Here is a 21,510-nt window from a genome sequence, read left to right on the forward strand (position 1 = left end):
GATCAAACGTGCGCGGCTATTTCGGCAGCAGGCAGGACACCGGCAAAGGGGCCTTCACGCTCGCCCTGGCGTGCGCTATCGGGCTGCCGCTGGTGCTGCTGGCGGGATGCCGCGACGAGATCGCGCCGCTGCGCGTCCCCGGCGGCGACGCGGCGCGCGGCAAGGCGCTGGTATCGCAGTACCAGTGCGGGGCATGCCACGCGATCCCCGGCGTCGCCGCCGCCAGCGGCACTGCGGGTCCGCCGCTCGACGCGTTTGGCCGGCGCAGCTACATCGCAGGCCACATCCCCAACCAGCCCGCCAACCTGGTGCGCTGGCTGATCGATCCGCCCGCCATGGCCCCCGGCACCACCATGCCCTCGCTCGGCCTGTCCGAAGACGAAGCGCGCCACATGGCCGCCTACCTGTACTCGCTTGAATGAGCCAATCGGTCCTCCACCCGGCCGGTCCGGATGCCGCCATCATCAGCCAGCTGAACTGGGTCATGACTGCGGGCGGGGCGCTGATCCTGGTGTTCGTGATGGTGCTGACGCTCGTGGCGCTCAGGCGAGCGCCCGGTCCGGTGCGGCCGATGCGCTGGATCGCACTGGCCGGCGTGGCATTCCCGGTCGCGGTGCTGACCGTGCTGCTGGCGTACAGCACCTGGCGCAGCGCACAGCTGGTGCCACAGACTTCCGCCGGCGCGCTGCACATCTCGGTGACCGGCAAGATGTGGTGGTGGGAGGTGCGCTACCGCGACAGCGAGAGCGGCGCGGACATCGTGCTGGCCAACGAGATCCATGTCCCGGTTGGGCGCCGGGTCTACATCGGGCTGGCCAGCACCGACGTGATCCACAGCCTGTGGATTCCGGCGCTGGCCGGCAAGGTGGACATGATCCCCGGGCGCATGACTGGGCTGTCGCTGCGCGCTGACCAGCCCGGCGTGTACCGCGCCCAGTGCGCGGAATACTGCGGCGAGCAGCACGCGAAGATGGCGCTGCACGTGGTGGCACATGAGCCGGCGCGCTTCGATGCCTGGCTCGCGGCGCAGGCGCGGCCAGCCGCCGAGCCGGCCGGCGCCTTCCTGGCGCGCGGCCGCCAGGCCTTCATCGACCAGCGCTGCGGCGCCTGTCACACGATCCGCGGCGTGACCGCCCCGACCAGCCTGGGGCCGGACCTGACTCATGTGGGCAGCCGCCTGCACATCGCGGCCGGCACCCTGCGCAACCACCGCGGCACGCTGGGGGGCTGGATCGCCGATCCGCAGGCCACCAAGCCCGGCGCGCGCATGCCCGCTGCCTCGGGCATGGATGGCGAAACGCTGCGCGCGCTGGCCAGTTACCTCGAGCACCTCAAATGAGCCACCACCACGCCCTTCCCAGCAGCCTCCCGCGCCCGGCCGACGAGCTGCGCCGGCTGGAGGCGGCGTGGAAGACGCCCAAGGGCTGGCGCTTCTTCAAGACCGTCAACAACACCAACATCGGCCTGCTCTACATCGGCACCGCGCTGCTGTTCTTCGTGCTGGCGGGCGTTCTGGGACTGCTGATGCGGCTGCAACTGGCGGTGCCGGAAAATGGCCTGCTGTCCGCCGGCGCCTATAACCAGGTGTTCACGATGCACGGCACCGTGATGATGTTCCTGTTCGCGATTCCCGTGGTCGAAGCGATCGCCGTGTACCTGCTGCCGAACATGCTGGGCGCGCGCGACCTTCCCTTCCCGCGCCTGTCGGCGTATGCGTACTGGGCCTACGCATTCGGAGGCCTGGCCTTCTTCTGCACCCTGTTCTTCGGGCTGGCCCCGGACGGCGGCTGGTTCATGTACCCGCCCCTCACCGGCAAGGAGTATTCGCCAGGGCTGAACGCGGACTTCTGGCTGCTGGGGATCGGCTTCATCGAGATCTCCGCCATCGCCGGCGCGATCGAGCTGATCGTCGGCATCCTGTTCACCCGCGCACCCGGCATGACGCTTTCGCGCATGCCGGTGTTCGCCTGGGCCATGCTGGTGGTGGCGCTGATGATCGTGTTCGCCTTCCCCGCCATCATCGCGGGCACGGCGCTCCTGGAAATGGAGCGCGCGTTCGACTGGCCGTTCTTCATTGCCGAACGCGGCGGCGACCCGGTGCTGTGGCAGCACCTGTTCTGGTTCTTCGGCCACCCGGAGGTGTACATCATTTTCCTCCCGGCCGCGGGCATGGTCTCGACGATGATTCCCACGATCGCCGGCACGCCGCTGGTCGGCAAGCGCGCGGTGATCGTGGCGCTGGTCGGCGTGGGCATGTTCAGCTTTGCGCTGTGGGCGCACCACATGTTCACGGCGGGACTGGGGGTGCTCGAATCGAGCCTGGTGTCGGCGGCCAGCATGGCAGTGGCGGTGCCCACGGCGATCCAGGTATTCGCGTGGATCGCGACCCTGTGGCGCGGCAAGGTGACCGTCAACGCACCCACGCTGTTCCTGCTCGGCTTCATGTTCATCTTCGTGCTGGGCGGGCTGACCGGCGTGATGGTGGCGGTGGTGCCGTTCGACTGGCAGGTCCACGACACCTACTTCATCGTCGCGCACCTGCACTACGTGCTGATCGGCGGGATGGTGTTCCCGGTGTTCGCCGCGATGTACTACTGGATGCCGCTGCTCAAAGGCCAGCGCCTGTCCGAGCGCACCGCGCGCTGGGTGTTCGGCCTGATGTTCGGCGGGTTCAACCTGGCGTTCTTCCCGATGCACATCAGCGGCCTGCTGGGCATGCCGCGCCGCGTCTACACCTACGCGCCGGACCTGGGCTGGAACCTGCTCAACATGCTGTCGACCGTGGGCGCCTTCGTCCTGGCATCCGGGGTGCTGCTGTTCATCGTCGACGCGGTGCGCAGCCAGATGAAGCCGGCGCAGGAACCGGGCAATCCGTGGAACGCCCCGACGCTCGAATGGCTCCCCTCGGAGGACCATGCGACGCGCAGTGTTCCGCAAATCGATTCCGACGATCCGCTGTGGGACCATCCGCGCCTGACCGAAGAGGTGCACCAGGGCCGCCACTGGCTGCCGGGAACGCCGACCGGACGCCGCGAAACGCTGATCACCAGCGCCGTCTCCGCGCAGCTGCGCTACCTGATGATCCTGCCGGGCGACAGCTGGCTGCCGCTGGTCGCCGCCTTCGGCACGGCCGGCTTCTTCCTGCTGCTGACGGTGAAGATGACGGTGCTGGCGTGGATCTGCGGAATCACGGCCGTGGCAGCCGTGATGGCCTGGCTGTGGGAGTCGGACCAGCCGCCGCCGCTGCCGCGCGTGTTCATCAGCGACCGCGTCACGCTGCCTGTGGGCGCGGCCGGTCCTGCGGCGATGTCGTGGTGGGCCACCATCGTGATGCTGGCGGTGGACGCGACCATCTTCGCATCGTTCGTGTTCACCTACATCCATGTGTCGATGCGGCTGGACGTGTGCCCGCCGCCCGGCGCCGCGCTGGCCCCGCCGCTGTGGCCGCTGCTGGCGTCGGGCCTGCTCGTGGCAGGCTCGGTTCTCATCGCGCTGGCGCGCCGCTCGCTGGCGCGGCGCTGGCTGCCCTGGCTTGTGCTCGCAGCGCTGGCGTGCGCGCTGGCGTCCTTCGGCGCCGAACTGAATGGCCTCCGCCTGTCCGGACTCGATCCGACAGCGCAAGCCTGGAGCGCCGCTATTGCCGCCATCTCGTCCTACCAGGGCCTGCACATCGTCGCGCTGGCGCTGATGGCGCCCTTCCTTGCCGCACGCGCCTGGGCCGGTCGCCTCGGGCCGTGCAACCGCGCCATTCTCGACAACGTGGCGCTGGTGTGGCACTACACCACGCTGCAGGGCCTGCTGGCGGCGGCCGCAATCTACACCGTGCCGATGGTGATGGAATGATGGACATCCAGGACGCCGTCACCCGCCGCAGCCTGCGCGCCACCGTTCCGCTGTGGCTGTGGGCCGGGCACTGGTCGCTATGCTACGTCGCGGTGGGCGCGCTGTGCCTGCGCGACGCCTGGACCCCGTACGCGCAGCCCGTCCTGGCCGGCATCTCCGCCCTGGCGCTGGCGGGCGCCGCATACCTCCTGTGGCGCGAACTGCGGCGGCTGCGCGGCGAACCGCCTCAGGGGCTGCTGGACTGGGCGCTGGCCGGCAGCGCCGTGCTCGCGCTGGCGGGCATCGCCTGGACCTCGCTGCCGCTGCTGGTGCTGGACGGCTGCAGGTAGCGCCGCCACGCATACAGCGCCAGGCCGGGCAGCTGCAGCGCGATACAGGCGGCGAAAGCCACCTGGTAGGCGACCGCCGGGTAGCGCCCGGTGGCATCGCTGTCCCAGCAGTCGACGACCAGGCCAAAGCCCAGCTGCACCAGGAACGCGCCCACGAAGATCAGCAGGTTCAGGCAGGTGGACGCGCGCCCGGTCAGCGTAGCCGGCATGCTCTGCGCAACGATCGAATATTCGATGCCGGTGATGGTGCCGACCAGGGTAAACAGCACCGCCAGCTGGCTGAAGCCGATGCCCGGAGTGACGGCGATCGCCACCTGCACGCCGATGAACAGCGCGACGCCGGCCGCCGCGACCTCCAGCGGTGCGATCCCGCGCTTCGCGGCCCACTCCGTGATCATGCCAACCGCGATGGCGCCGAAGATCACGGCCGCCATCGACAGGTAGAGCAGGTAGGCCACCGTTCCTTCCGGCATGCGCCCCGCATCGGACAGCCAGCGCCCGATCCACAGTCCCTGCACGCCGAAGAACACCGTGTGCGGCACCAGTACCAGCGAGGCGGTGCGGCGGAACGCCGGATCGCGGTACACGTCGGCCAGCGCGACGCGCGGCCCCGCTGCGGCGCGCCCCGCATCGCGCGGCGCCACCGCCCACACCACCAGCGCGGCCATGGCGACGATCAGCCCCAGGCCAAGGAACACGCCGCGCCAGTCGGTGTGCTCCAGCGCCGATCGCACCGGCAGCGTGGCCGCGGCGGAGCCCAGCCCGCCGGCGGCGATCAGGTAGCCGCTGATCGAGGGCATGCGCGCGGGCGGCGCCCAAGCCGCCATCGCCTTCACCGCCGCCATGAAGCAGCCGCCCAGCCCGAGGCCGAGCAGGAAGCGCGCGGCGGCCATGCCTGCCAGCGTGCCGGCCTGCGCGAACAGCACGCAGGCCAGTGCCGCCAGCAGCAGCAGCGCGGCCTGCACCCGGCGCGGTCCGAAGCGGTCCAGCGCGATCCCGACCGGCAGCTGGGCCAGCGCGAACGCGCAGAAGAATGCGCTGGTGAGCAGGCCCAGTTCGCCGGGGCTGAGCGACGCGGCCTGCGCCAGCTGCGGCGCCAGCACCGCGTTCACGTTGCGCAGCAGCGTGGACAGGAAGTGTCCCAGCGCGTAAGGCAGGAACACCTGGCAGAACACGGCCGCGCCGGACATGCGCGCCGTGTGCAGTGGCGGCATGTCAGGCGGCGTCGGCGCGCTCGCCGATCGCGGACGGCTCCGGCGTCCGCACCGGCGTGATCTGGATGACGCGCGCGGGCGGCGCGGCGTGGCTCTCCTCCTCCATTTCCGACTCGAAGAAGAACTTCTGCTTGCCGAACGCCGGGACCAGGTGGTTCAGCCAGGTCGCGGCGGGATCGTACCTGGCGAAGAACGGCCGCTTGACCCAGTCCGGGTTGCGGGCCTGGAGGAACTGCAGCGCGAACAGCTTCTCGCCGTTGATCGTCACCACGCCGTCGATCATCACCTTGCCGGGGAAGGCGCTCATGGACGGTCCGCGCACGGTGCGCGCCAGGCCCGACACGCGCGAGTACGCGGCCTGGAAGATCTCGTGCGCCCGCGCCAGCGGCAGCGCGAAGTAGTCGCTCGGGCCGGTATCGCGTTCGACGAACATGTAGTAGGGGATGGCGCCGAGCCGCACGCCGGTGGTCCACAGTTCGGCCCAGCTGGCCGGGTCCTCGTTGATGTGGCGGATCAGCGGCCCCTGCATGCGCAGCGTGGCGCCGGTGCCGACAATGTTCTTGACCGCCGCCTGCGCGATGCCCGGCCGCAGTTCGGCCGCATGGCTGTAATGCCCCATCACGGCAAGGTTCTTGCCGCTGGCGACCACGCGTTCGAACAGGCGCAGCAGGTCGCCGCTATCGCGGTCGCTGACAAAGCGCTGCGGCCAGTACGCCACCGACTTGGTGCCGATGCGGATGTTCTGGATGTGCGCCAGCTCCGGCGCCAGCAGCGGTTCGAGCACCTGCTCGAGCGAGCGGGTATTCATGATCATCGGGTCGCCGCCGGTGATGAGCACATCGGTCACATCGGGGTGGCTGCGCAGGTAGGACACCAGTTGCTCGCTCTCGCGGGCGGCGAACTTCAGGCCGTCCATGCCGACGAACTGCGGCCAGCGGAAGCAGAAGGTGCAATAGGCGTGGCAGGTCTGGCCGGCGCTGGGGAAGAACAGCACGGTCTCCCGGTATTTGTGCTGCAGGCCGGGCACCGGCACGCCGTCCACATGCGGCACGTTGTGGGTCAGCTGGCCGGCCGGGTGCGGATTCATGCGCATGCGGATCTTGTGGACCAGCGCCTCGCGCGCGGCGTTGTCGCCTCCGTGCATGACGAGATCGCGCAGCTGATCGTATTCGGCAGCCGGCAGCATGTCGCGGTGCGGGAACACGAGGCGGTAGATCGGGTCGTCCGGCACCCGGCTCCAGTCGATCAGCTGGTCCAGCACATACGCGTTGGTGCGAAACGGCAGCACGTGCGACACCACCTGCACCGCTTCCTGCAATTCCGGCGCCAGCCACTGCCACTGGCGCGCCTGGGTGATCGACTGCCGTGTGTACGGCTGAAACTTGTCTCCGATGGCTTCTATCTTCACGGCAACCTCCATTGATGGTCGGAAATTCATCTTAGGTTTCGCCATCCACGTCACGGTTGCCGCTAGTCAAGAAGTGCCATGAGGAAATGCAAGGATCGTTGCACTTGTGGTAGCGCAAACCGCGTCGCGCCGCCGGGCGTAGATTAGCCGATGCAACTTGGCAACATTTCACTTGGGAACTCACAACGGAAAGGACCAACACATCATGAAAAAAATCGCTGCACTGTTGATGGGCATGGCGCTGGCTGGCACTGCCTGGGCTGCCGAACCGACCGAGAAGGACGCAATCGCGATGGCCGAACGCGGCGCCGAGGTCGTGCGCACCAAGGGCAAGGACGAACTGGCCAAACGCCTGATGGCCAAGGACCCCGAGTTCCTGCAAGGCTCCTTGTACATCGACATGCGCGACGTGAAGACCGGCATCGTGCTGGCGCACCCGGTCAACCCGTCGATCGTCGGCAAGGACCTGGTGGACGTGCCGGACGCCAGCGGCAAGAAGTACCGCCGCGAGATCATCGAGCTGGCCGCCGCCAAGGGCAAGGGCTGGGTCAACTACATGTACAAGAACCCGGTCAGCGGCAAGATCGAGCCGAAAACCACCTACATCCTGCGCGAGGGCGACGTGGTGCTGGAAGCAGGCCTGTACGGTAAAAAATAATCGAAAGCGAGGCTCGCCATGCTGAGGAAACTGCGGATCGGCCCCAAACTGCTGCTCGCGCCGGGACTCGTGCTGTTACTGCTGCTGGCACTGTCCGGCGCGTCGTACTACGGCATGGTGCGCCAGAACGCATCGCTTGAAAACATGGTGCAGGTGCGCGCCGCGCGCCTGCGCGATGCCTCCGACGTGGCGGGCTCCGCGCGCCAGGCCCACTCGGACATCTACCGGCTGCTGGCCTGGACCAACGGCAGCTTCGTCAAGGAACGGCTGGACAAGGTGACCGCCGAGATCCACGCGCGGCACCAGGCGCTGGCCCGGCAGCTGGCCGGCCTGGCGAAGGTGGCCAGCCCGGAAGAGCGCAAGCTGGTCGACCCGTCCGTGGCGGCGCTGGCGGCCTACCGCAAGGAAGTGCTCGAGACGATCGAGATGGCCCAGGTGGACGTGTCGATCGCGACCAACTCGATGCAGAAGGCCGAGGCCCAGTTCCAGGTACTGGGCACGCGCCTGGCCGAACTGTCGGCGCTCGAGCGCAAGCTGGCCGAACAGGCCTACCTGGCCGCCAAGGACGAATTCCGCACCCTCGGCATCGCGATGACGGCGCTGGTGGTGCTGTCGATCGCGCTGTCGCTGGCCGTCTCGATGCTGGTGCGGCGCTCCATGCTGGCCGACATCCGCGCGATGACCGGCGTGGTCGACGAACTGGCCGCCGGCCGCCTGACCGCAGTGGCCGCGAGCGACGGGCGCGACGAGATCGCGGACGCATCGCGCGCGCTCGACCGCACCATCGCGCACCTGAACAGCACCATGCGCACGATCACCGATGCGGTGCATTCGATCGACACCGCCTCGCGCGAGATCGCGAGCGGGAACATCGACCTGTCCACGCGCACCGAGCTGCAGGCCGGCTCGCTGCAGGAAACCGCCAGCGCCATCCATACGCTGACGCAGGCGGTCAGCGACACCGCCTCGAACGCGCGCCAGGCCAACGACCTGGCGTCGAAGGCCGCGCAGCTGGCCGACAGCGGCGGCCAGGCCGTGGACCGCGCGGTACGCACCATGGAAAGCATCCGCGCCAGCTCGCGCAAGGTGGTGGAGATCACCGGCGTGATCGACGGGATCGCGTTCCAGACCAATATCCTCGCGCTGAACGCGGCGGTGGAAGCGGCGCGCGCGGGTGAACAGGGACGCGGCTTTGCCGTGGTGGCGGCGGAAGTGCGCAGCCTGGCGCAGCGCTCGGCGGCGGCGGCCAAGGAGATCAAGGCGCTGATTGCCGAATCGGTCACCACCATCGATGGCGGCAGCGCGTCGGTGAACCAGGCCGGCGCCAGCATGGGCGACATCGTCGAATCGGTGCGCCAGGTGAACGACATCATCGGCCGCATCAGCGCGGCCAGCTCGGAGCAGGCCAGCGGCATTGCCGACGTCAACCGCGCGGTGTCCAGCATGGACGACATGACGCAGCAGAACGCCGCGCTGGTGGAGCAGGCCGCCGCGGCCGCCGAGAGCCTGCACGAGCAGGCGGCCAACCTGGCGCGCGCGGTGTCGGTGTTCCAGATCGGGAAAGCGGGCGGCGGGCCGGGCGAGCGGCGCGCGCCGGACAGCCCGATGCGCGGATCGCCGCGGCTGCCGCAGCCGGACCGGCAGGCGGAGGAGCCGCGTTCCGAGCCGCCGCGCAACGTGCACCGCCTGTAGAAGAGTTCCAGCCCCTATCTGAACGGGCGGCTGACGAAGCGCGAGCCGGCCAGGCCGAAGCGCCACGGCACGTCCATCGCCTTCGAGATGCCGATGCGCGGCCCGGACACCAGCGGCACGGGTGGCTCCGCGGGCCGAAGCTCGAACGGCGACTCCGACAGCGGATGCCCGTTCAGGGCGCGCGTGACGCCCATCGCCTCGCACAGCTTGCCCGGCCCCGAGCACAGCAGGCGCAGGTCCCCGGTGCGGCGCCGCGCGTGCATCTGCTCCACCCCGTGCAGCGGCTCCAGCGCGCGGATCAGCACCCCGGCCCCGTGCCCCTCTTCCATGCACACGAAGTTCAGGCACCAGTGGATGCCGTAGGAGCGGTACACGTAGGCATGGGCCGGCGGCCCAAACATGGCCATGTTGCGTTCGGTCGGTCCGCTGAACGCATGGGAGGCAGGATCCTCGCGGTCGTAGGCCTCGGTCTCGACAATCCGGCCGCCCACGCCATCGACCAGCACCTCCACGCCGATCAGCAGCTGCGCCACCTCGTGCGCGGGGCGGTTGAAGTCGATGCCTGCAAGATAGGAGCTCATGAGCCGATTTTAGCGGAAGTTTCCAAACCGACCATTTCGCCAGGTGTGGCGGAACGCGCAACAACCAGCGGTTTCTACACCCGCGAACCCATAACTCGTTTATGATGACATATTGCCTCGCATCACCCTTCTTTTCCTCCTGTCATGTCGATTGCCACCGTCGCCGCGCCGTCCGCCGACCCGGTCGATGCCCTGATCCGTTCGATCCGCATCCCGCCCCGTCCCAGTCTCCTGATCAGCATGCAGGAGGAGCTCGACGCGCCGGAGCCGTCCCAGCCGGCGCTGGCCCGCATCATCTCGTCCGACGTGGCGATGTCCGCCTCCCTGCTCAAGCTGGCCAATTCGTCGATGTTCGGCCGCCGCACCATCAAGTCGATCGACCAGGCGCTGGCCTTCCTCGGCCTGAACCAGGTTGCCGCGCTGATGACCGGCCTGCTCGCGCGCCAGGCCATCGCGCCCAGCCACGCCTCGCTGGCCAGCTTCTGGGAAGTGTCGAGCCGGCGCGCGCAGGCCATGGTGTTCCTGTCGCGCCGCCTGCATACCGGCCCGGCCGACGTGGCGCACACTTTCGGCCTGTTCTGCGACACGGGCATTCCGCTGATGATGGAGCGCTTTCCCGACTACGCCCGCACGCTGGACGAAGCCGGCGCCAGCGCCGGCCCGTTTACGCGCGTCGAGGATGCGCGCCACACCACCAACCATGCCGCCATCGGCTGCCTGCTGGCCCGCAACTGGGGCCTGCCGACCGAGGTGTCCTGGTCGATCCTGCACCACCACGACTACGAGGTGATCGAAGACCGCGCCACGCCCGAGAGCGTGCGCTCGATGGTGGCCGCCTCGCTGCTGTGCGAGCGCGCCATCCAGGATTTCCAGGGCCTGGAATCGGCGGAATGGGCCAAGGGCGGCGCGATCGCCTGCGCCCACTTCGGGCTGGGAGAGACGGAAGCTGACGAGCTGCAGGACGAGCTGGTGGAAGCCTTCCACGAGGACTGAGCTCCCCTTTGACAGCCGGCCCGCACCGGGAGGATACTGAGCCAACAACATAATGTCGGAAACTCAGGTACCCCACCCCGGAGGCGCACATGAAACACCTGGCTTTGCTGTTGATTGCATTCCTGCTCGGAGGCTGTGCGACCACCCAGGCGCCGTCCCGGCCCGACACCAGCGGACTGACCGCCGACGCGCTGTTCGGGCCGCCCACCGACCACATCACCACCGACAACCTGTTCGCGGCCAGTCCGGCCATGAAGGAATACCTGCGCAGTAACGACTTCCGGCGCATGGCCAAGCGCGGCGGCGCGCTGGGGCTGATCGACGCGCTGTACACGCGCGGCCAGCTGCAGCTGGAGTACGACACCACCGCCACCCGCAGCGCGGCGGAGACCTTCGACAGCAAGTCGGGCAACTGCCTGTCGCTGGTGATCATGACCGCGGCGTTCGCCCGCGAGCTGGGACTGCACGCAGGTTTCCAGAGCGCGGTCAGCTCCGACACCTGGACCCGCACCGGCGACCTGTACCTGTCGAACATGCACGTCAATGTCTCGCTCAGCCGCACCTCCAGCCGGGTCAACGGACTGGCCGATACCACGGCCGCGCTGCTGGTCGACTTCCTGCCGCCCGAGGAAGCGCGCGGGCTGCCGCTGCGCAGCATCGACGAGGGCCTGGTGGTGGCGATGTACCTGAACAACCGCGCCGCCGAAGCGCTGGCCGAAAAGCGCCTCGACGACGCCTACTGGTGGGCGCGCAAGGCGGTGATCGAGCATCCCGAGTACGCTCCCGCCATCAACACGCTCGGCGTCGTGTACCAGCAGCGGGGCCACGACGAGCTGGCCGAACGCACCTACCGCTTCGCGCTGCAGCACTCGCCCGACAGCGACGTCACCATGTACAACCTGATCCCGCTGCTGGCCAAGCTGGGCAAGCACGCGGAGTCGCAGGCGCTGGCGCAGCGCGTGTCGGCGATCCGCAAGACCCCGCCCTTCCACTACTTCCGCTCCGGACTGGAAGCGATGCAGCGCCAGGACTACGCGCTGGCGCGCGACCTGTTCCGCAAGGAGGTGGACCGCGCCCCGTATTACGATGAATTCCACTACTGGCTCGGCATGGCGTACCTGAGGCTGGGAGAGAACGGCGCGGCGCGCGAGCAGCTGGCGCTCGCACTCAAGAACAGCAGCTCGGCCGGCAGCCGCGGCACCTATTCGGCCAAGCTGGAACGCCTGAAGTCGATGCGCGGAAGCGAGCTGTGAAGCGCGCCGCCATCCTGCTCAGCGCCGCCCTGCTGGGCGGTTGCGCGGCGGCGCCGGTTCTGGTGGAACCGCAGCACCTGTACGCGGATGCACGCTTCGCCGCACCGACCGAGACTGTGGATACCAGCACACTGTTCGACGTCAGCCCGGAGATGCGCGCCTACCTGCGCTCGCCACGCTATCGCGACATGGTGCGCAACCACGGCCTGCACCAGGGACTGATTCACTCCTTGTACAGGGACGGCGACCTCAAGCTCGACTACGACGCGACCATGACGCGCACGGCCGCGCAGACATTCGAGACCCGGTCCGGCAATTGCCTGTCGCTCGTCATCATGACGGCAGCCTTCGCGCGCGAGGTTGGCATCCCCGTCACATTCCAGAATGTGCGCGTCGAGGAAACCTGGTCGCGCCAGGGATCGCTCTACGTGGGCAGCAACCATGTGAACGTCCTGCTGACATCGCGCGTCATCGCGAAAATGAGTGGCGAGGAATTGAAGGAACAGTATCTGGTCGATTTCCTGCCCCAGGCGGACGCGGTCCGGCACAAGGCTGTCCCCGTGGGCGAGCACGTCGTCGTCGCCATGTACGCGAATAACCGCGCCGTGGAAGCGCTGGCCCGCGGCCGCGTCGCCGACGCCTATTGGTGGACTCGCGAAGCACTCAGCGCGGATCCGGGCTTGACGCTGGCGTACAACACGCTCGGCGCCGTGTACCAGCGCCACGGCGACAACGCACTCGCGGCGCAGGCATTCCGCGCGGTCCTCGCACGCGACCGCAACAATCTCGTCGCCATGCAGAACCTCCTGCCGGTGCTGGAGGAACTGGGAAGCGCCGATGAAGCGAAGGCGATGCGCGCGCGGCTGGCCTCACTGCAGCCTGATCCGCCCTATCACTACTTCCAGCTGGGCCAGGCCGCGATGCAGCGGGAGGACTTCAAGGCAGCGCGCGAACTGTTCGCGCGCGAAGTGGCGCGCGCGCCTTACAACGACGAATTCCACCTGTGGTATGCGATGGCAAGCCTGCGCCTGGGCGAGACCGACGTGGCACGCCGCGAGCTGGCGCTCGCCCAGCAGACCAGCACCAATGCGAGCAGCCGCGCGCGCTACGCAGCAAAGCTTGAGCACATGCGCGGCCTGCCAGCGCTCCGCAAACGCTGAACGCGAATTGAATGTCCCACGCCATCAACGTGAAGCCGGGATATCACAACCAGCCTTGAGGACCGTTCGGTCCAGGCCACAGGGTATTCAAGTGGTCCCGACACCGGCGCGCTGGAACATCGCGGCGGCGATCGCAGGCCGCAGCACGGACCAGCGCTGCAGCTTGTCGGCGAATGGCAGCGTGTGCGCCGGGCTGCTCGATGGCAGGCCGGCCACCTGGTAGCGCGAGCGGAGCTGTCCGAGGACGCGGGCGCCAATGCGTTCGGCGGTGCCGCCATTGAAGGCAATGACTTCGATACCGGGGTAGTCGGCGAGCAGCGCGCACAGGTCGTTGTCGGCGCGGTCCCGGATGTTGGTGTCGAGGCTGCCGCTGCGCTCGGCCTCCGCCACCACGTCCCACAGGCCGATCCCGCAGGCCAGCAGCGCATCCAGGCGCTGCGGGTAGTCGAGCGCGACCAGGTCATAGCCGGTGAGTTCGGACATCAGGCGCCAGAAGGCATTGCGCGGGTTGCCGTAGTACTGCGCATTGGCGAGCGAAAGTTCGCCCGGCAGGCTGCCCAGCACCAGGATGCGCGTGTGCGCATCGACCACGGGCGGAAAGCCACGTTTGCGCCCTGCCGTTCCTGCCTCGTCCATCGGTACTCCTCCTGAAACTGCGCGTAATGTACCATCGCGCGCTCAATGGCGGCGGTGTAGAATTTGCTCAACCATACGCGGAGACCCGAGATGCGCACCATCGACAAGCTGCTGGCCCAGTACAGCGAAAGCCACCTGAATCCGACCAATGAAGTGATTCACTTCATCTGCGTGCCGGTGATCGTGTTCACGCTGCTCGGACTGCTGTGGTCCATGCACTGGGCGCTGGCGGTGCTGGTGACAATCGCGTCGCTGGTCTATTACGTGAAGCTGTCCAAACCGTTCGCGGTGGGCATGGCGCTCATGGCGGGCGCAATGCTGCTGGTGCTTGCGGCGCTGCCCGATCAGGTCATCCTGCCGCTGTCGATCGCGATCTTCGTGCTGGCGTGGGTGGGGCAGTTCATCGGGCACCAGATCGAAGGCAAGAAGCCGTCGTTCCTTGAGGACGTGCGGTTCCTGCTGATCGGGCCTTTGTTCGTGCTCAGTTTCCTCTACCGCCGCCTGAATCTCGCGTACTAGGGAGCGCCCCGCGATGCTCCTCGGCAAGCTGCCGAGGAGTGACGTATACTCTCGCGGATGTCTTCCCCCATCCTCTTCACCATCGCCTCGCTGATCTGGGGCTCTACCTTCTGGGCCATTACGCTGCAACTGGGCGAAGTGCCGCCGGCCGTGTCGGTCGCCTACCGCTTCGGCCTCGCCAGCGGCGTCCTGTTCATCTACTGCCTGCTCCGCCAGGGGACGCTGCGCCTGCCGTGGGGCGCGCAGCGCTGGACCATGCTGCAGGGCTTTTTCACCTTCGGCCTGTCCTACGTCTGCACCTACATGGCCGAGCAGTACGTAGTGTCGGCGCTGGTCGCGGTGCTGTTCGCGCTGATGGTGTTCTGGAACCCGATCTTCAACCGCGTGGCCTTCCGCACGCCGATCACGTGGCGCACCTGGGCCGCGGGCTGCGTGGCGATTGCCGGCGTGACGATGCTGTTCTTCCATTCGATCGCGTCGAGCTGGAACAGCATCATGTCCGGCGGCAGCGGCACCTTCCTCGCCGGCCTGGCGCTGGCGCTGACCGCGACCCTCGCCAGCTCCGCCGGAAACGTGGTCGTAATCAAGGTGCGCGAGCAGTCGAAGGACCTGATCCTGACCATGGCCTGGTCGATGTTCTGGGGGACCGTATTCGTCACGCTGTGGGCGCTCATGACCGGCCAGCAGTTCATCCTGCCCGACGCGCCACGCTACTGGGCGGGCCTGCTGTACCTGTCGGTCTTCGGCTCGGTGATCGCCTTCTTCGCCTATTTCACGCTGATCGCGCGCATCGGTTCGCAAAAAGCCGTGTACATCGGCGTGATCACGCCGGTCATCTCCGTGCTGCTGTCGATCCGGCTGGAAGGCTATGCGCCCGGGCCGCTCGAGTGGTTCGGCATGATATTGTGCCTGTCCAGCGTGGCATGGGCGATCGCCTCGCCCGCACCCAAGCTTGTCAAACCTGATTAAAGAAAGTCTATGAACACATTCACCATCCGCCCGGCAGAACCGGCCGACGTTTCGCACATCTACGACATGATCGTGGAGCTGGCCGTGTTCGAAAAGCTCGAACACCTCGTGGTCGCCACCGAGGCGCTGCTGCACGAGGGCCTGTTCGGCGACAAGCCTTCGGCCGAGGCGATCGTCGGGGTCGAGGATGGCGAAGTGGTGTGCTTCGCGCTGTTCTTCCATAACTTCTCGACCTTCCTGACGAAGAAGGGGCTGTACCTGGAAGACCTGTACGTGAAGCAGGCGCACCGCGGCAAGGGCTATGGCCGCCAGATGCTGATGGCGCTGGCGCGCATCGCCGTGGAGCGCGAGTGCGGCCGCTTCGAGTGGTCGGTGCTGGACTGGAACGAGAACGCGATCCGCTTCTATGAAGGCATGGGTGCGGATGTGATGCCGGACTGGCGCATCTGCCGGGTGACCGGTGACGCGCTCACGGCGCTCGCCGCCGAACACTGAGACTTGCAGCGAGTGCGATGGGCAAAAAAAACCACGGCTAACATCTGCCGTGGGGGAACCCATTTGAATGGGGAGGGGAGGCTCTACAATTCCAATGTAGAGCGAACCTGCCCCCTTCGCTGCAATCCTTACAATTCCTTACCTCTGTTATAGATCGTAACGGAACGTCACCATCCGTTACGTGGAGGATACCCACGGCGGGTATGCTCGCCGCGTGCGGGCCGGGCCGGAAAAGGCAGGGGTATCCCTTGCGGTTGCCCGGATATCGATATACCCCTAGGGGGTATCCACCGCGGGGGCCCGCCACACGCCGGCGTTGACCACGCCGCGGCAGGGATTGAAGCCGATCGAATACGACAGGTCGGCCGGGCGCGCGATCTCCCACAGCGCGAAGTCCGCGCGCTTGCCCACTTCCAGCGTCCCGATTTCCGCAGCGCGCCCCAGCGCGCGCGCCGCATTGCGGGTGGCGCCGAGCAGCGCTTCCTGCGGCGTCAGGCGCCACAGCGTGCAGGCCATGTTCATCGCCAGCAGGATCGACGTCATCGGCGACGTGCCGGGATTGCAGTCGGTCGCCACCGCCATCGGCACCCCGGCCTCGCGCAGCGCGGCCACCGGCGGCGGCGTGGTGTCGCGCAGGAAGTAGTAGGCGCCGGGCAGCAGCACGGCCACGGTGCCGCCCGCGGCCATTGCGGCGATGCCGGCCGGGGTCAGGTGTTCGAGGTGGTCGGCCGACAGGCCGTTGAACTCGGCCACGAGCTGCGCCCCGCCCTGGTCGGACAGCTGTTCGGCGTGCAGCTTGACCGGCAGGCCGCGCCGCGCCGCCGCTTCGAACACGCGCCGCGTCTGCGCGCTGGTAAAGCCGATCCGCTCGCAGAACACGTCGACCGCGTCGGCGTCGATGTCCGCGACCATCCGGCACACGAGGTCGATATAGTCGTCTGCGCGGCCCGCGTATTCCGGCGGCAGCGCGTGCGCGCCCAGGAAGGTGGTGGCCACGCTCACCGGCAGCTCGCCGGCCAGCCGGCGCGCCACGCGCAGCATCTTCGCTTCCGATTCCGGGTCCAGGCCGTAGCCGGATTTGACCTCGATGGTAGTCACGCCTTCGGCCAGCAGGCTGGCCACGCGCGGCGCGCTCTGGCGCAGCAGCTCGTCGTCGCTGGCCGCACGCGTCGCGCGCACGGTCGACATGATGCCGCCGCCCGCGCGCGCGATGTCCTCGTAGGTGGCGCCGTTCAGGCGCGCCTCGAACTCGTCGCTCCGGTTGCCGGCGTGGACAATGTGGGTGTGGCAGTCGATCAGCCCGGGCGTGAGCCACTGGCCCTGGCAATCGTGCGTGCGCGCCGCGGCGGGTGCATGGACCCTTGGCCCCAGCCAGGCGATGCGCCCGTCCTTGACGGCGATGGCGCCGTCGCGCAGCTCGCCGTAGCCCTCCACCATCGTGGCCAGGTCGAGATTGGTAAACAGCGTATCCATGCGCGTCCTACTGGTCGTAATAGATGTCGACCACGAACACCGTGGCGCGGCCCGCTTCCAGCGTCCATGCCGTGCCGGCTTCGAAGGCCACGGTATCGAAGCGCACCATGCCGATGCGCTCCGCGCCGTTTGCGAGGTCGAGGAAATCGCCCTGCGCCATGAACAGCAGCGTCACGTCGCCGCGCGGAGCGAAATCGGAAGGGCCATCGAGCGTGCGCATCCCGAACTGGTGCGAGCACACGCCCTGGCGCGTCATCACATTGAAGTCGATGCTGGGGCCGCCCGACAGGCACGCGTGGATCGCGTGCCCACCGTCGAAGGCGATGCAGGGATCCTCGGGCGACAGCAGCACGCGCCGCTCGCCATCGAAATCGAGCACCACGCCGTCGCCTTCCACCAGCGCCAGCGTGCGGTCGATGCCATGGAAGGCGGAGAACGGCCCGTCCTGCGCGATGCGCGCGAGGCTGACGCGCCAGTCGAAACTATCGAAACCCGCGCCATGCGGCGCCACCGCGATTTCGGTGGTGCTGCCGCCGCCGTTCTTCCACGGCGCTGCTTCCAGGTTGGCATACGGGATCAGGCGCGTCGTCATGATCAGAACCTCCGGAGTTCGGCTACCGTTTCCTTGAACCGCTGCGCGACCGCCTCCTGCTCCGCATGGCGTCCGTCGCGCACCACCCACTGGCCGCCGCACATCACGTGCCGCACCAGGTTGTCGTTACCGCTGAAAATGAAAGCGCCCAGGGCGTCGGCGCGCTCGATCCCGTACAGGTTCGGGTGATCGTCGTCCAGCACCAGCAGGTCGGCGCGCTTTCCGGCCGCCAGCTGGCCCACCGGGCGCCCGCTTGCCTGCGCACCGCCCTCGAGCGCGCGCTGCCACAGGTAGTCGCCGACGTTGCGCTCGCTGCCGTCGACCGAGATATTGCGGCGCTGGTGCACCAGTCGCTGGCCGTACTCGAGCCAGCGCAGTTCCTCGACCGGGCTCTGCGACACGTGGCTGTCGCTGCCGATGCCAAAGCGCCCGCCCGCCTGCATGAACTGCGTCAGCGGGAACAGCCCGTCGCCCAGGTTGGCCTCGGTGGTCGGGCAGATGCCGACCACGGCGCCGCTGCTGGCGATGCCGGCGATCTCGTCAGCCTCAAGATGGGTCGCATGCACCAGGCACCAGCGCTGGTCGACGCGAATCTCGTCCAGCAGGTAGCGCACCGGGCGGCGGCCGGAATAGGCCAGGCTCTGGTCCACCTCCGCCTGCTGCTCGGCGATGTGGATGTGCACCGGGCGGCCCTGCGGCATGGCGTCCAGCACGCGCCAGATCTCGCCAATGGAAGCGGCACGCAGCGAATGCGGCGCAACGCCGACTTCGACCTGCGCGCTGCGCTCGCATTCCAGGGCATCGATGATGCGCGCCACGTCGCGCGCGTCGGTGCGAAAGCGCAGCTGCTCGGCCTTGAGCGGCAGTTCGCCGAAGCCGGAATGGGTGTACAGCACCGGGAGCATGGTGATGCCGATGCCGGCGGTGCGCGCGCCCGCGATCACGCGGTGCGCCGTCTCCGCCGGGCGCGGCACGTACATCTCCCCGTTCGGGTCGCGCTGGATGTAGTGGAATTCGCACACCGAGGTATAGCCGTGGCGCAGGCACTCGATGTACAGCTGCGCGGCGATCGCCTCCATGTGCTGCGGCGTGATGTGGCGCGCAAACCGGTACATCAGGTCGCGCCAGGTCCAGAAGCTGTCCTGTCCTTCGCCCGCCTTCTCGGTCATTCCGGCCAGCGCGCGCTGGAACGAGTGCGAGTGCAGGTTGACCATGCCGGGGATGACGAAGCGCGCCGCCGCCGAACCGCCCTGCTCCGCGCCCGCGGTGACCGCCGTGATGGCGCCGCTGTCGTCCCATTCGACCAGCACGTCGTCGTGCCAGCCGTCCGGCAGCAGCGCATGGCGCGCGAACAGGCTGCTCATGCGCGCACCCAGTCCAGCGCGGCGCCGGTCAGGTCGCGCAGCAGCCCCTCCACCTGCGAGGCGCGGTCGGCGCGGTAGCCGAACGGCGATTCCTCGTCCATGTACAGGCACTGGCACATCTCGAGCTGGATGGCGTTGATGCCGCGCGCGGGCTGTCCGTAGAAGCGCGTGATGTGCCCTCCCTTGAAGCGGCCGTTGACGGCTACCGAGAAGCGGTCCTGGGCCTGCGCCACGCGCACCACCGCCTCCTGCATGCCCGGCTCGCACGACCTGCCTTCGGCGGTGCCGAAGTTCAGGTCGGGCAGCTTGCCCTCGAAAAAGCGCGGCAGCTCTGACGCGATCGAATGCGCGTCCCACAGCACCACCTTGCCGTGCGTGGCCAGCAGGCGCTCCAGCTCGGCCTGCAGCTGCTGGTGGTAGGGCCGCCAGTAGTGCTGCAGGCGCTGCTCCACCTCCGCCTGGTCCGGCAGCTGGCCCTCCAGGTACAGCGGCTCGCGGCGGAAGGTATCGACCGGGCACAGGCCGGTGGTATCCATGCCCGGGTACAGGTTGGTGTTCTCGGGCGGGCGGTTCAGGTCGATCACGTAGCGCGACCAGCGCGCCGCGATGGTCGAGGCGCCCATGTCCTCGGCGAATGCGTACAGCCGCTCCAGGTGCCAGTCGGTGTCCTGGCGCGGATGCGCGTGCGGCGTCATGCGCGCCGCGATCTCGTCGGGGACGTCGGTGCCGACGTGCGGCATCGATATCAGTAGCGGAACCCTACCCTGCCTGAACTTGAAGTCCATTGTTTGTTGTCCTCATGCGTACAGCGGCGCGAACACTGCCTTGCAGCCGGCGCCGAGCTGGCCGTCCACCACCATCCGCTTGGCCGCCTCGATGTCCGGCGCGAAGAAGCGGTCGGATTCGAAGAACGGCACTTTTTCGCGCAGGCGGGCGTGCACCTGCTCCAGGTGCGCGCTCGAGCGCAGCGGACGGTGGAAGTCGATCCCCTGGGCGGCGGCCAGCAGCTCGATACCGACGATCACAGCGGTATTGTGCGCCATATCGTGCAGGCGGCGCGCCGCGAAGGTCGCCATGCTGACATGGTCTTCCTGGTTGGCCGAAGTCGGCAGGCTGTCCACGCTGGCCGGATGCGCCAGCGACTTGTTTTCCGACGCCAGCGCGGCGGCCGTCACGTGGGCGATCATGAAGCCGGAGTTGACGCCCGGCTCGCGCACCAGGAACGGCGGCAGGCCGGACAGGGTGGCATCGATCAGCAGTGCGATGCGGCGCTCGGACAGCGCGCCGATCTCGGCAATCGCCAGCGCCAGCGTGTCGGCGGCAAAGGCCACCGGCTCGGCGTGGAAGTTACCGCCCGAGATGATGTCGCCGGTCTCCGGGAAGATCAGCGGATTGTCGGTCACCGCGTTGGCTTCGATCAGCAGCGTGCGCCCGGCATTGCCGATCAGGTCCATGACCGCGCCCATGACTTGCGGCTGGCAGCGCAGGCAGTACGGGTCCTGCACGCGCTCGTCGCCCACCAGGTGCGAAGCGCGGATGTCGCTGTTGGCAATCAGCTGGCGGTAGATGCCCGCTGCCGCGATCTGGCCCGGCTGGCCGCGCACCGCATGCACGCGCGAGTCGAACGGCGAATCGCTGCCCTTGGCGGCGTCCAGCGACAGTGCGCCGGTCACCAGCGCGCTCTCGGCCAGGCGTTCGGTCATGAACAGGCCGTGCAGCGCCAGCGCGGTGGAGGCCTGGGTGCCGTTGATCAGCGCCAGCCCTTCCTTGGCCGCCAGCACCACCGGTTCGATCCCGGCGGCGTCGAGCGCATCCTGGGCCGCCATCATCTTGCCGTTCACCCGCACCTCGCCCACGCCCATCATGGCCAGCGTCATGTGCGCCAGCGGCGCCAGGTCGCCGGACGCGCCGACCGAACCTTTTTCCGGGATGGCCGGCATGATGTTGGCGTTGTACAGCGCGATCAGCGTGTCCACGATCAGCGGGCGCACGCCGGAGAAGCCGCGCGCCAGGCTGCCGATCTTCATCAGGAGCAGCAGGCGCACGACCTCGTCGCGCATCAGCTCACCGGTGCCGACCGAGTGCGACAGGATCAGGTTGCGCTGCAGCTCGCCCAGCTGCGCGTCCGGGATGCGCGTCTTGGCCAGCAGGCCGAAGCCGGTGTTGATGCCGTAGGCCGGACCACCGCGCGCGACGATCGCCTCCACCGCGGCGGCCGAAGCCTTGATGTCCGCGTAGGCGGCAGGGTCGAGCGAGACTGGATGGCGGGTCGCCCAGGCGGCGCGCAGGTCGGCCAGCGTCATGGCGCCGGGTTTGAGGATGAAGTCCATG

The 21,510-nt window shown here is 68.2% G+C and carries 21 protein-coding genes; 12 read left to right on the forward strand and 9 right to left on the reverse strand.

All coding sequences use genetic code 11. The features are described 5' to 3' along the window. Positions 1–8: 8 nt before the first annotated feature. Genes ACFSQR_RS10400 through ACFSQR_RS10415 form a run of 4 tightly spaced genes read left to right on the forward strand, consistent with a single transcriptional unit; the run spans position 9 to position 4,172 of the window. Positions 9–422, forward strand: a complete 414-nt coding sequence (locus ACFSQR_RS10400) for a c-type cytochrome (protein WP_377729695.1) — start codon at positions 9–11, stop codon at positions 420–422. Continuing rightward, a complete protein-coding gene (locus ACFSQR_RS10405; protein ID WP_377729696.1) occupies positions 419–1,339 on the forward strand; it encodes a c-type cytochrome in 921 nt (306 codons plus the stop codon). The genes ACFSQR_RS10400 and ACFSQR_RS10405 overlap by 4 nt, the downstream gene beginning before the upstream one ends. Then, on the forward strand, positions 1,336–3,843 hold the full coding sequence (gene ctaD / locus ACFSQR_RS10410) for a cytochrome c oxidase subunit I (RefSeq protein ID WP_377729697.1): 2,508 nt from the start codon (positions 1,336–1,338) through the stop codon (positions 3,841–3,843). The genes ACFSQR_RS10405 and ctaD overlap by 4 nt, the downstream gene beginning before the upstream one ends. Next, the gene (locus ACFSQR_RS10415) at positions 3,840–4,172 is read left to right on the forward strand and encodes a hypothetical protein (RefSeq protein WP_377729698.1); all 333 of its coding nucleotides are present in this window, start codon (positions 3,840–3,842) and stop codon (positions 4,170–4,172) included. Before ctaD ends, ACFSQR_RS10415 begins: the two co-directional genes overlap by 4 nt. Here the strand turns inward: ACFSQR_RS10415 and ACFSQR_RS10420 are convergent. Together ACFSQR_RS10420 and ACFSQR_RS10425 are read right to left on the reverse strand one after the other, a co-directional pair. Then, positions 4,070–5,386 carry an MFS transporter gene (locus ACFSQR_RS10420; RefSeq protein ID WP_377729699.1) on the reverse strand — a complete coding sequence of 439 codons (1,317 nt, stop codon included), beginning with the start codon at positions 5,384–5,386 and terminating at the stop codon, positions 4,070–4,072. The genes ACFSQR_RS10415 and ACFSQR_RS10420 overlap by 103 nt on opposite strands. Position 5,387: 1 nt before the next feature. Then, the gene (locus ACFSQR_RS10425; RefSeq protein ID WP_377729700.1) at positions 5,388–6,794 is read right to left on the reverse strand and encodes a KamA family radical SAM protein; all 1,407 of its coding nucleotides are present in this window, start codon (positions 6,792–6,794) and stop codon (positions 5,388–5,390) included. Positions 6,795–6,999: 205 nt separating this feature from the next. Here ACFSQR_RS10425 and ACFSQR_RS10430 point away from each other — a divergent pair, with 205 nt between their 5' ends. Together ACFSQR_RS10430 and ACFSQR_RS10435 are read left to right on the forward strand one after the other, a co-directional pair. Continuing rightward, complete coding sequence (locus tag ACFSQR_RS10430; RefSeq protein ID WP_377729701.1) at positions 7,000–7,452, forward strand: cache domain-containing protein; 453 nt, start codon at positions 7,000–7,002, stop codon at positions 7,450–7,452. A gap of 18 nt (positions 7,453–7,470) precedes the next feature. After that, complete coding sequence (locus ACFSQR_RS10435) at positions 7,471–9,144, forward strand: methyl-accepting chemotaxis protein (protein WP_377729702.1); 1,674 nt, start codon at positions 7,471–7,473, stop codon at positions 9,142–9,144. A 14-nt stretch (positions 9,145–9,158) separates the two neighbouring features. Here ACFSQR_RS10435 and ACFSQR_RS10440 read toward each other — a convergent pair whose 3' ends face one another. Further along, positions 9,159–9,725, reverse strand: a complete 567-nt coding sequence (locus tag ACFSQR_RS10440) for a DNA-3-methyladenine glycosylase (protein WP_377729703.1) — start codon at positions 9,723–9,725, stop codon at positions 9,159–9,161. 144 nt (positions 9,726–9,869) lie between these two features. Between ACFSQR_RS10440 and ACFSQR_RS10445 the strand changes: the two genes are divergently transcribed. The 3 genes from ACFSQR_RS10445 (at position 9,870) to ACFSQR_RS10455 (ending at position 13,131) form a co-directional block, all read left to right on the forward strand. Further along, on the forward strand, positions 9,870–10,718 hold the full coding sequence (locus ACFSQR_RS10445) for an HDOD domain-containing protein (RefSeq protein WP_377729704.1): 849 nt from the start codon (positions 9,870–9,872) through the stop codon (positions 10,716–10,718). Positions 10,719–10,807: 89 nt separating this feature from the next. Next, the gene (locus ACFSQR_RS10450; protein WP_377729705.1) at positions 10,808–11,971 is read left to right on the forward strand and encodes a tetratricopeptide repeat protein; all 1,164 of its coding nucleotides are present in this window, start codon (positions 10,808–10,810) and stop codon (positions 11,969–11,971) included. Then, positions 11,968–13,131, forward strand: a complete 1,164-nt coding sequence (locus ACFSQR_RS10455) for a tetratricopeptide repeat protein (protein ID WP_377729706.1) — start codon at positions 11,968–11,970, stop codon at positions 13,129–13,131. Before ACFSQR_RS10450 ends, ACFSQR_RS10455 begins: the two co-directional genes overlap by 4 nt. An 87-nt stretch (positions 13,132–13,218) precedes the next feature. On the opposite strand, the gene ACFSQR_RS10460 is transcribed toward ACFSQR_RS10455, so the two are convergent. Beyond that, positions 13,219–13,767 (reverse strand): DNA-deoxyinosine glycosylase, encoded by a 549-nt coding sequence (locus ACFSQR_RS10460; RefSeq protein ID WP_377729707.1) that lies wholly within the window; start codon positions 13,765–13,767, stop codon positions 13,219–13,221. Between the two features lie 90 nt (positions 13,768–13,857). On the opposite strand from ACFSQR_RS10460, the gene ACFSQR_RS10465 reads away from it, so the two are divergent. From ACFSQR_RS10465 to ACFSQR_RS10475, 3 genes are read left to right on the forward strand one after another with little or no spacing between them, the layout of a single operon-like run. Continuing rightward, the gene (locus ACFSQR_RS10465; protein ID WP_377729708.1) at positions 13,858–14,286 is read left to right on the forward strand and encodes a DUF962 domain-containing protein; all 429 of its coding nucleotides are present in this window, start codon (positions 13,858–13,860) and stop codon (positions 14,284–14,286) included. 57 nt (positions 14,287–14,343) lie between these two features. Next, positions 14,344–15,255 carry a DMT family transporter gene (locus ACFSQR_RS10470; protein WP_377729709.1) on the forward strand — a complete coding sequence of 304 codons (912 nt, stop codon included), beginning with the start codon at positions 14,344–14,346 and terminating at the stop codon, positions 15,253–15,255. A gap of 9 nt (positions 15,256–15,264) precedes the next feature. Next, complete coding sequence (locus ACFSQR_RS10475; protein ID WP_377729710.1) at positions 15,265–15,750, forward strand: GNAT family N-acetyltransferase; 486 nt, start codon at positions 15,265–15,267, stop codon at positions 15,748–15,750. Between the two features lie 276 nt (positions 15,751–16,026). On the opposite strand, the gene hutI is transcribed toward ACFSQR_RS10475, so the two are convergent. The 5 genes from hutI to hutH are packed head-to-tail and all read right to left on the reverse strand — an operon-like array spanning position 16,027 to position 21,509. After that, positions 16,027–17,223, reverse strand: coding sequence for an imidazolonepropionase (gene hutI, locus ACFSQR_RS10480; protein ID WP_377729711.1), 1,197 nt, complete (start codon positions 17,221–17,223; stop codon positions 16,027–16,029). Between the two features lie 7 nt (positions 17,224–17,230). Beyond that, a complete protein-coding gene (locus ACFSQR_RS10485) occupies positions 17,231–17,815 on the reverse strand; it encodes a HutD family protein (RefSeq protein WP_377729712.1) in 585 nt (194 codons plus the stop codon). 2 nt (positions 17,816–17,817) lie between these two features. Next, positions 17,818–19,179: a formimidoylglutamate deiminase gene (locus tag ACFSQR_RS10490; protein ID WP_377729713.1), complete on the reverse strand. Its 1,362-nt coding sequence runs from the start codon at positions 19,177–19,179 to the stop codon at positions 17,818–17,820. Beyond that, positions 19,176–19,964, reverse strand: coding sequence for an N-formylglutamate deformylase (hutG, locus tag ACFSQR_RS10495; protein WP_377729714.1), 789 nt, complete (start codon positions 19,962–19,964; stop codon positions 19,176–19,178). The genes ACFSQR_RS10490 and hutG overlap by 4 nt, the downstream gene beginning before the upstream one ends. A 12-nt stretch (positions 19,965–19,976) precedes the next feature. After that, positions 19,977–21,509, reverse strand: a complete 1,533-nt coding sequence (gene hutH / locus ACFSQR_RS10500) for a histidine ammonia-lyase (RefSeq protein WP_377729715.1) — start codon at positions 21,507–21,509, stop codon at positions 19,977–19,979. Position 21,510 lies beyond the last annotated feature (1 nt).

This window comes from Pseudoduganella sp. GCM10020061 (assembly GCF_042683405.1).
Taxonomy (GTDB): domain Bacteria; phylum Pseudomonadota; class Gammaproteobacteria; order Burkholderiales; family Burkholderiaceae_D; genus Telluria.

What these genes read in the sequence shown, in the direction of transcription:
- ctaD (WP_377729697.1), top strand. Translation starts at nt 1,336, where the DNA reads ATGAGCCACCACCACGCCCTTCCCAGCAGCCTCCCGCGCCCGGCCGAC.
- ACFSQR_RS10430 (WP_377729701.1), top strand. Translation starts at nt 7,000, where the DNA reads ATGAAAAAAATCGCTGCACTGTTGATGGGCATGGCGCTGGCTGGCACT.
- ACFSQR_RS10445 (WP_377729704.1), top strand. Translation starts at nt 9,870, where the DNA reads ATGTCGATTGCCACCGTCGCCGCGCCGTCCGCCGACCCGGTCGATGCC.
- ACFSQR_RS10490 (WP_377729713.1), bottom strand. Translation starts at nt 19,179, where the DNA reads ATGAGCAGCCTGTTCGCGCGCCATGCGCTGCTGCCGGACGGCTGGCAC.
- ACFSQR_RS10470 (WP_377729709.1), top strand. Translation starts at nt 14,344, where the DNA reads ATGTCTTCCCCCATCCTCTTCACCATCGCCTCGCTGATCTGGGGCTCT.
- hutI (WP_377729711.1), bottom strand. Translation starts at nt 17,223, where the DNA reads ATGGATACGCTGTTTACCAATCTCGACCTGGCCACGATGGTGGAGGGC.
- ACFSQR_RS10485 (WP_377729712.1), bottom strand. Translation starts at nt 17,815, where the DNA reads ATGACGACGCGCCTGATCCCGTATGCCAACCTGGAAGCAGCGCCGTGG.
- ACFSQR_RS10460 (WP_377729707.1), bottom strand. Translation starts at nt 13,767, where the DNA reads ATGGACGAGGCAGGAACGGCAGGGCGCAAACGTGGCTTTCCGCCCGTG.
- hutG (WP_377729714.1), bottom strand. Translation starts at nt 19,964, where the DNA reads ATGGACTTCAAGTTCAGGCAGGGTAGGGTTCCGCTACTGATATCGATG.
- ACFSQR_RS10440 (WP_377729703.1), bottom strand. Translation starts at nt 9,725, where the DNA reads ATGAGCTCCTATCTTGCAGGCATCGACTTCAACCGCCCCGCGCACGAG.
- ACFSQR_RS10465 (WP_377729708.1), top strand. Translation starts at nt 13,858, where the DNA reads ATGCGCACCATCGACAAGCTGCTGGCCCAGTACAGCGAAAGCCACCTG.
- hutH (WP_377729715.1), bottom strand. Translation starts at nt 21,509, where the DNA reads ATGGACTTCATCCTCAAACCCGGCGCCATGACGCTGGCCGACCTGCGC.
- ACFSQR_RS10475 (WP_377729710.1), top strand. Translation starts at nt 15,265, where the DNA reads ATGAACACATTCACCATCCGCCCGGCAGAACCGGCCGACGTTTCGCAC.
- ACFSQR_RS10435 (WP_377729702.1), top strand. Translation starts at nt 7,471, where the DNA reads ATGCTGAGGAAACTGCGGATCGGCCCCAAACTGCTGCTCGCGCCGGGA.
- ACFSQR_RS10415 (WP_377729698.1), top strand. Translation starts at nt 3,840, where the DNA reads ATGATGGACATCCAGGACGCCGTCACCCGCCGCAGCCTGCGCGCCACC.
- ACFSQR_RS10450 (WP_377729705.1), top strand. Translation starts at nt 10,808, where the DNA reads ATGAAACACCTGGCTTTGCTGTTGATTGCATTCCTGCTCGGAGGCTGT.
- ACFSQR_RS10420 (WP_377729699.1), bottom strand. Translation starts at nt 5,386, where the DNA reads ATGCCGCCACTGCACACGGCGCGCATGTCCGGCGCGGCCGTGTTCTGC.
- ACFSQR_RS10405 (WP_377729696.1), top strand. Translation starts at nt 419, where the DNA reads ATGAGCCAATCGGTCCTCCACCCGGCCGGTCCGGATGCCGCCATCATC.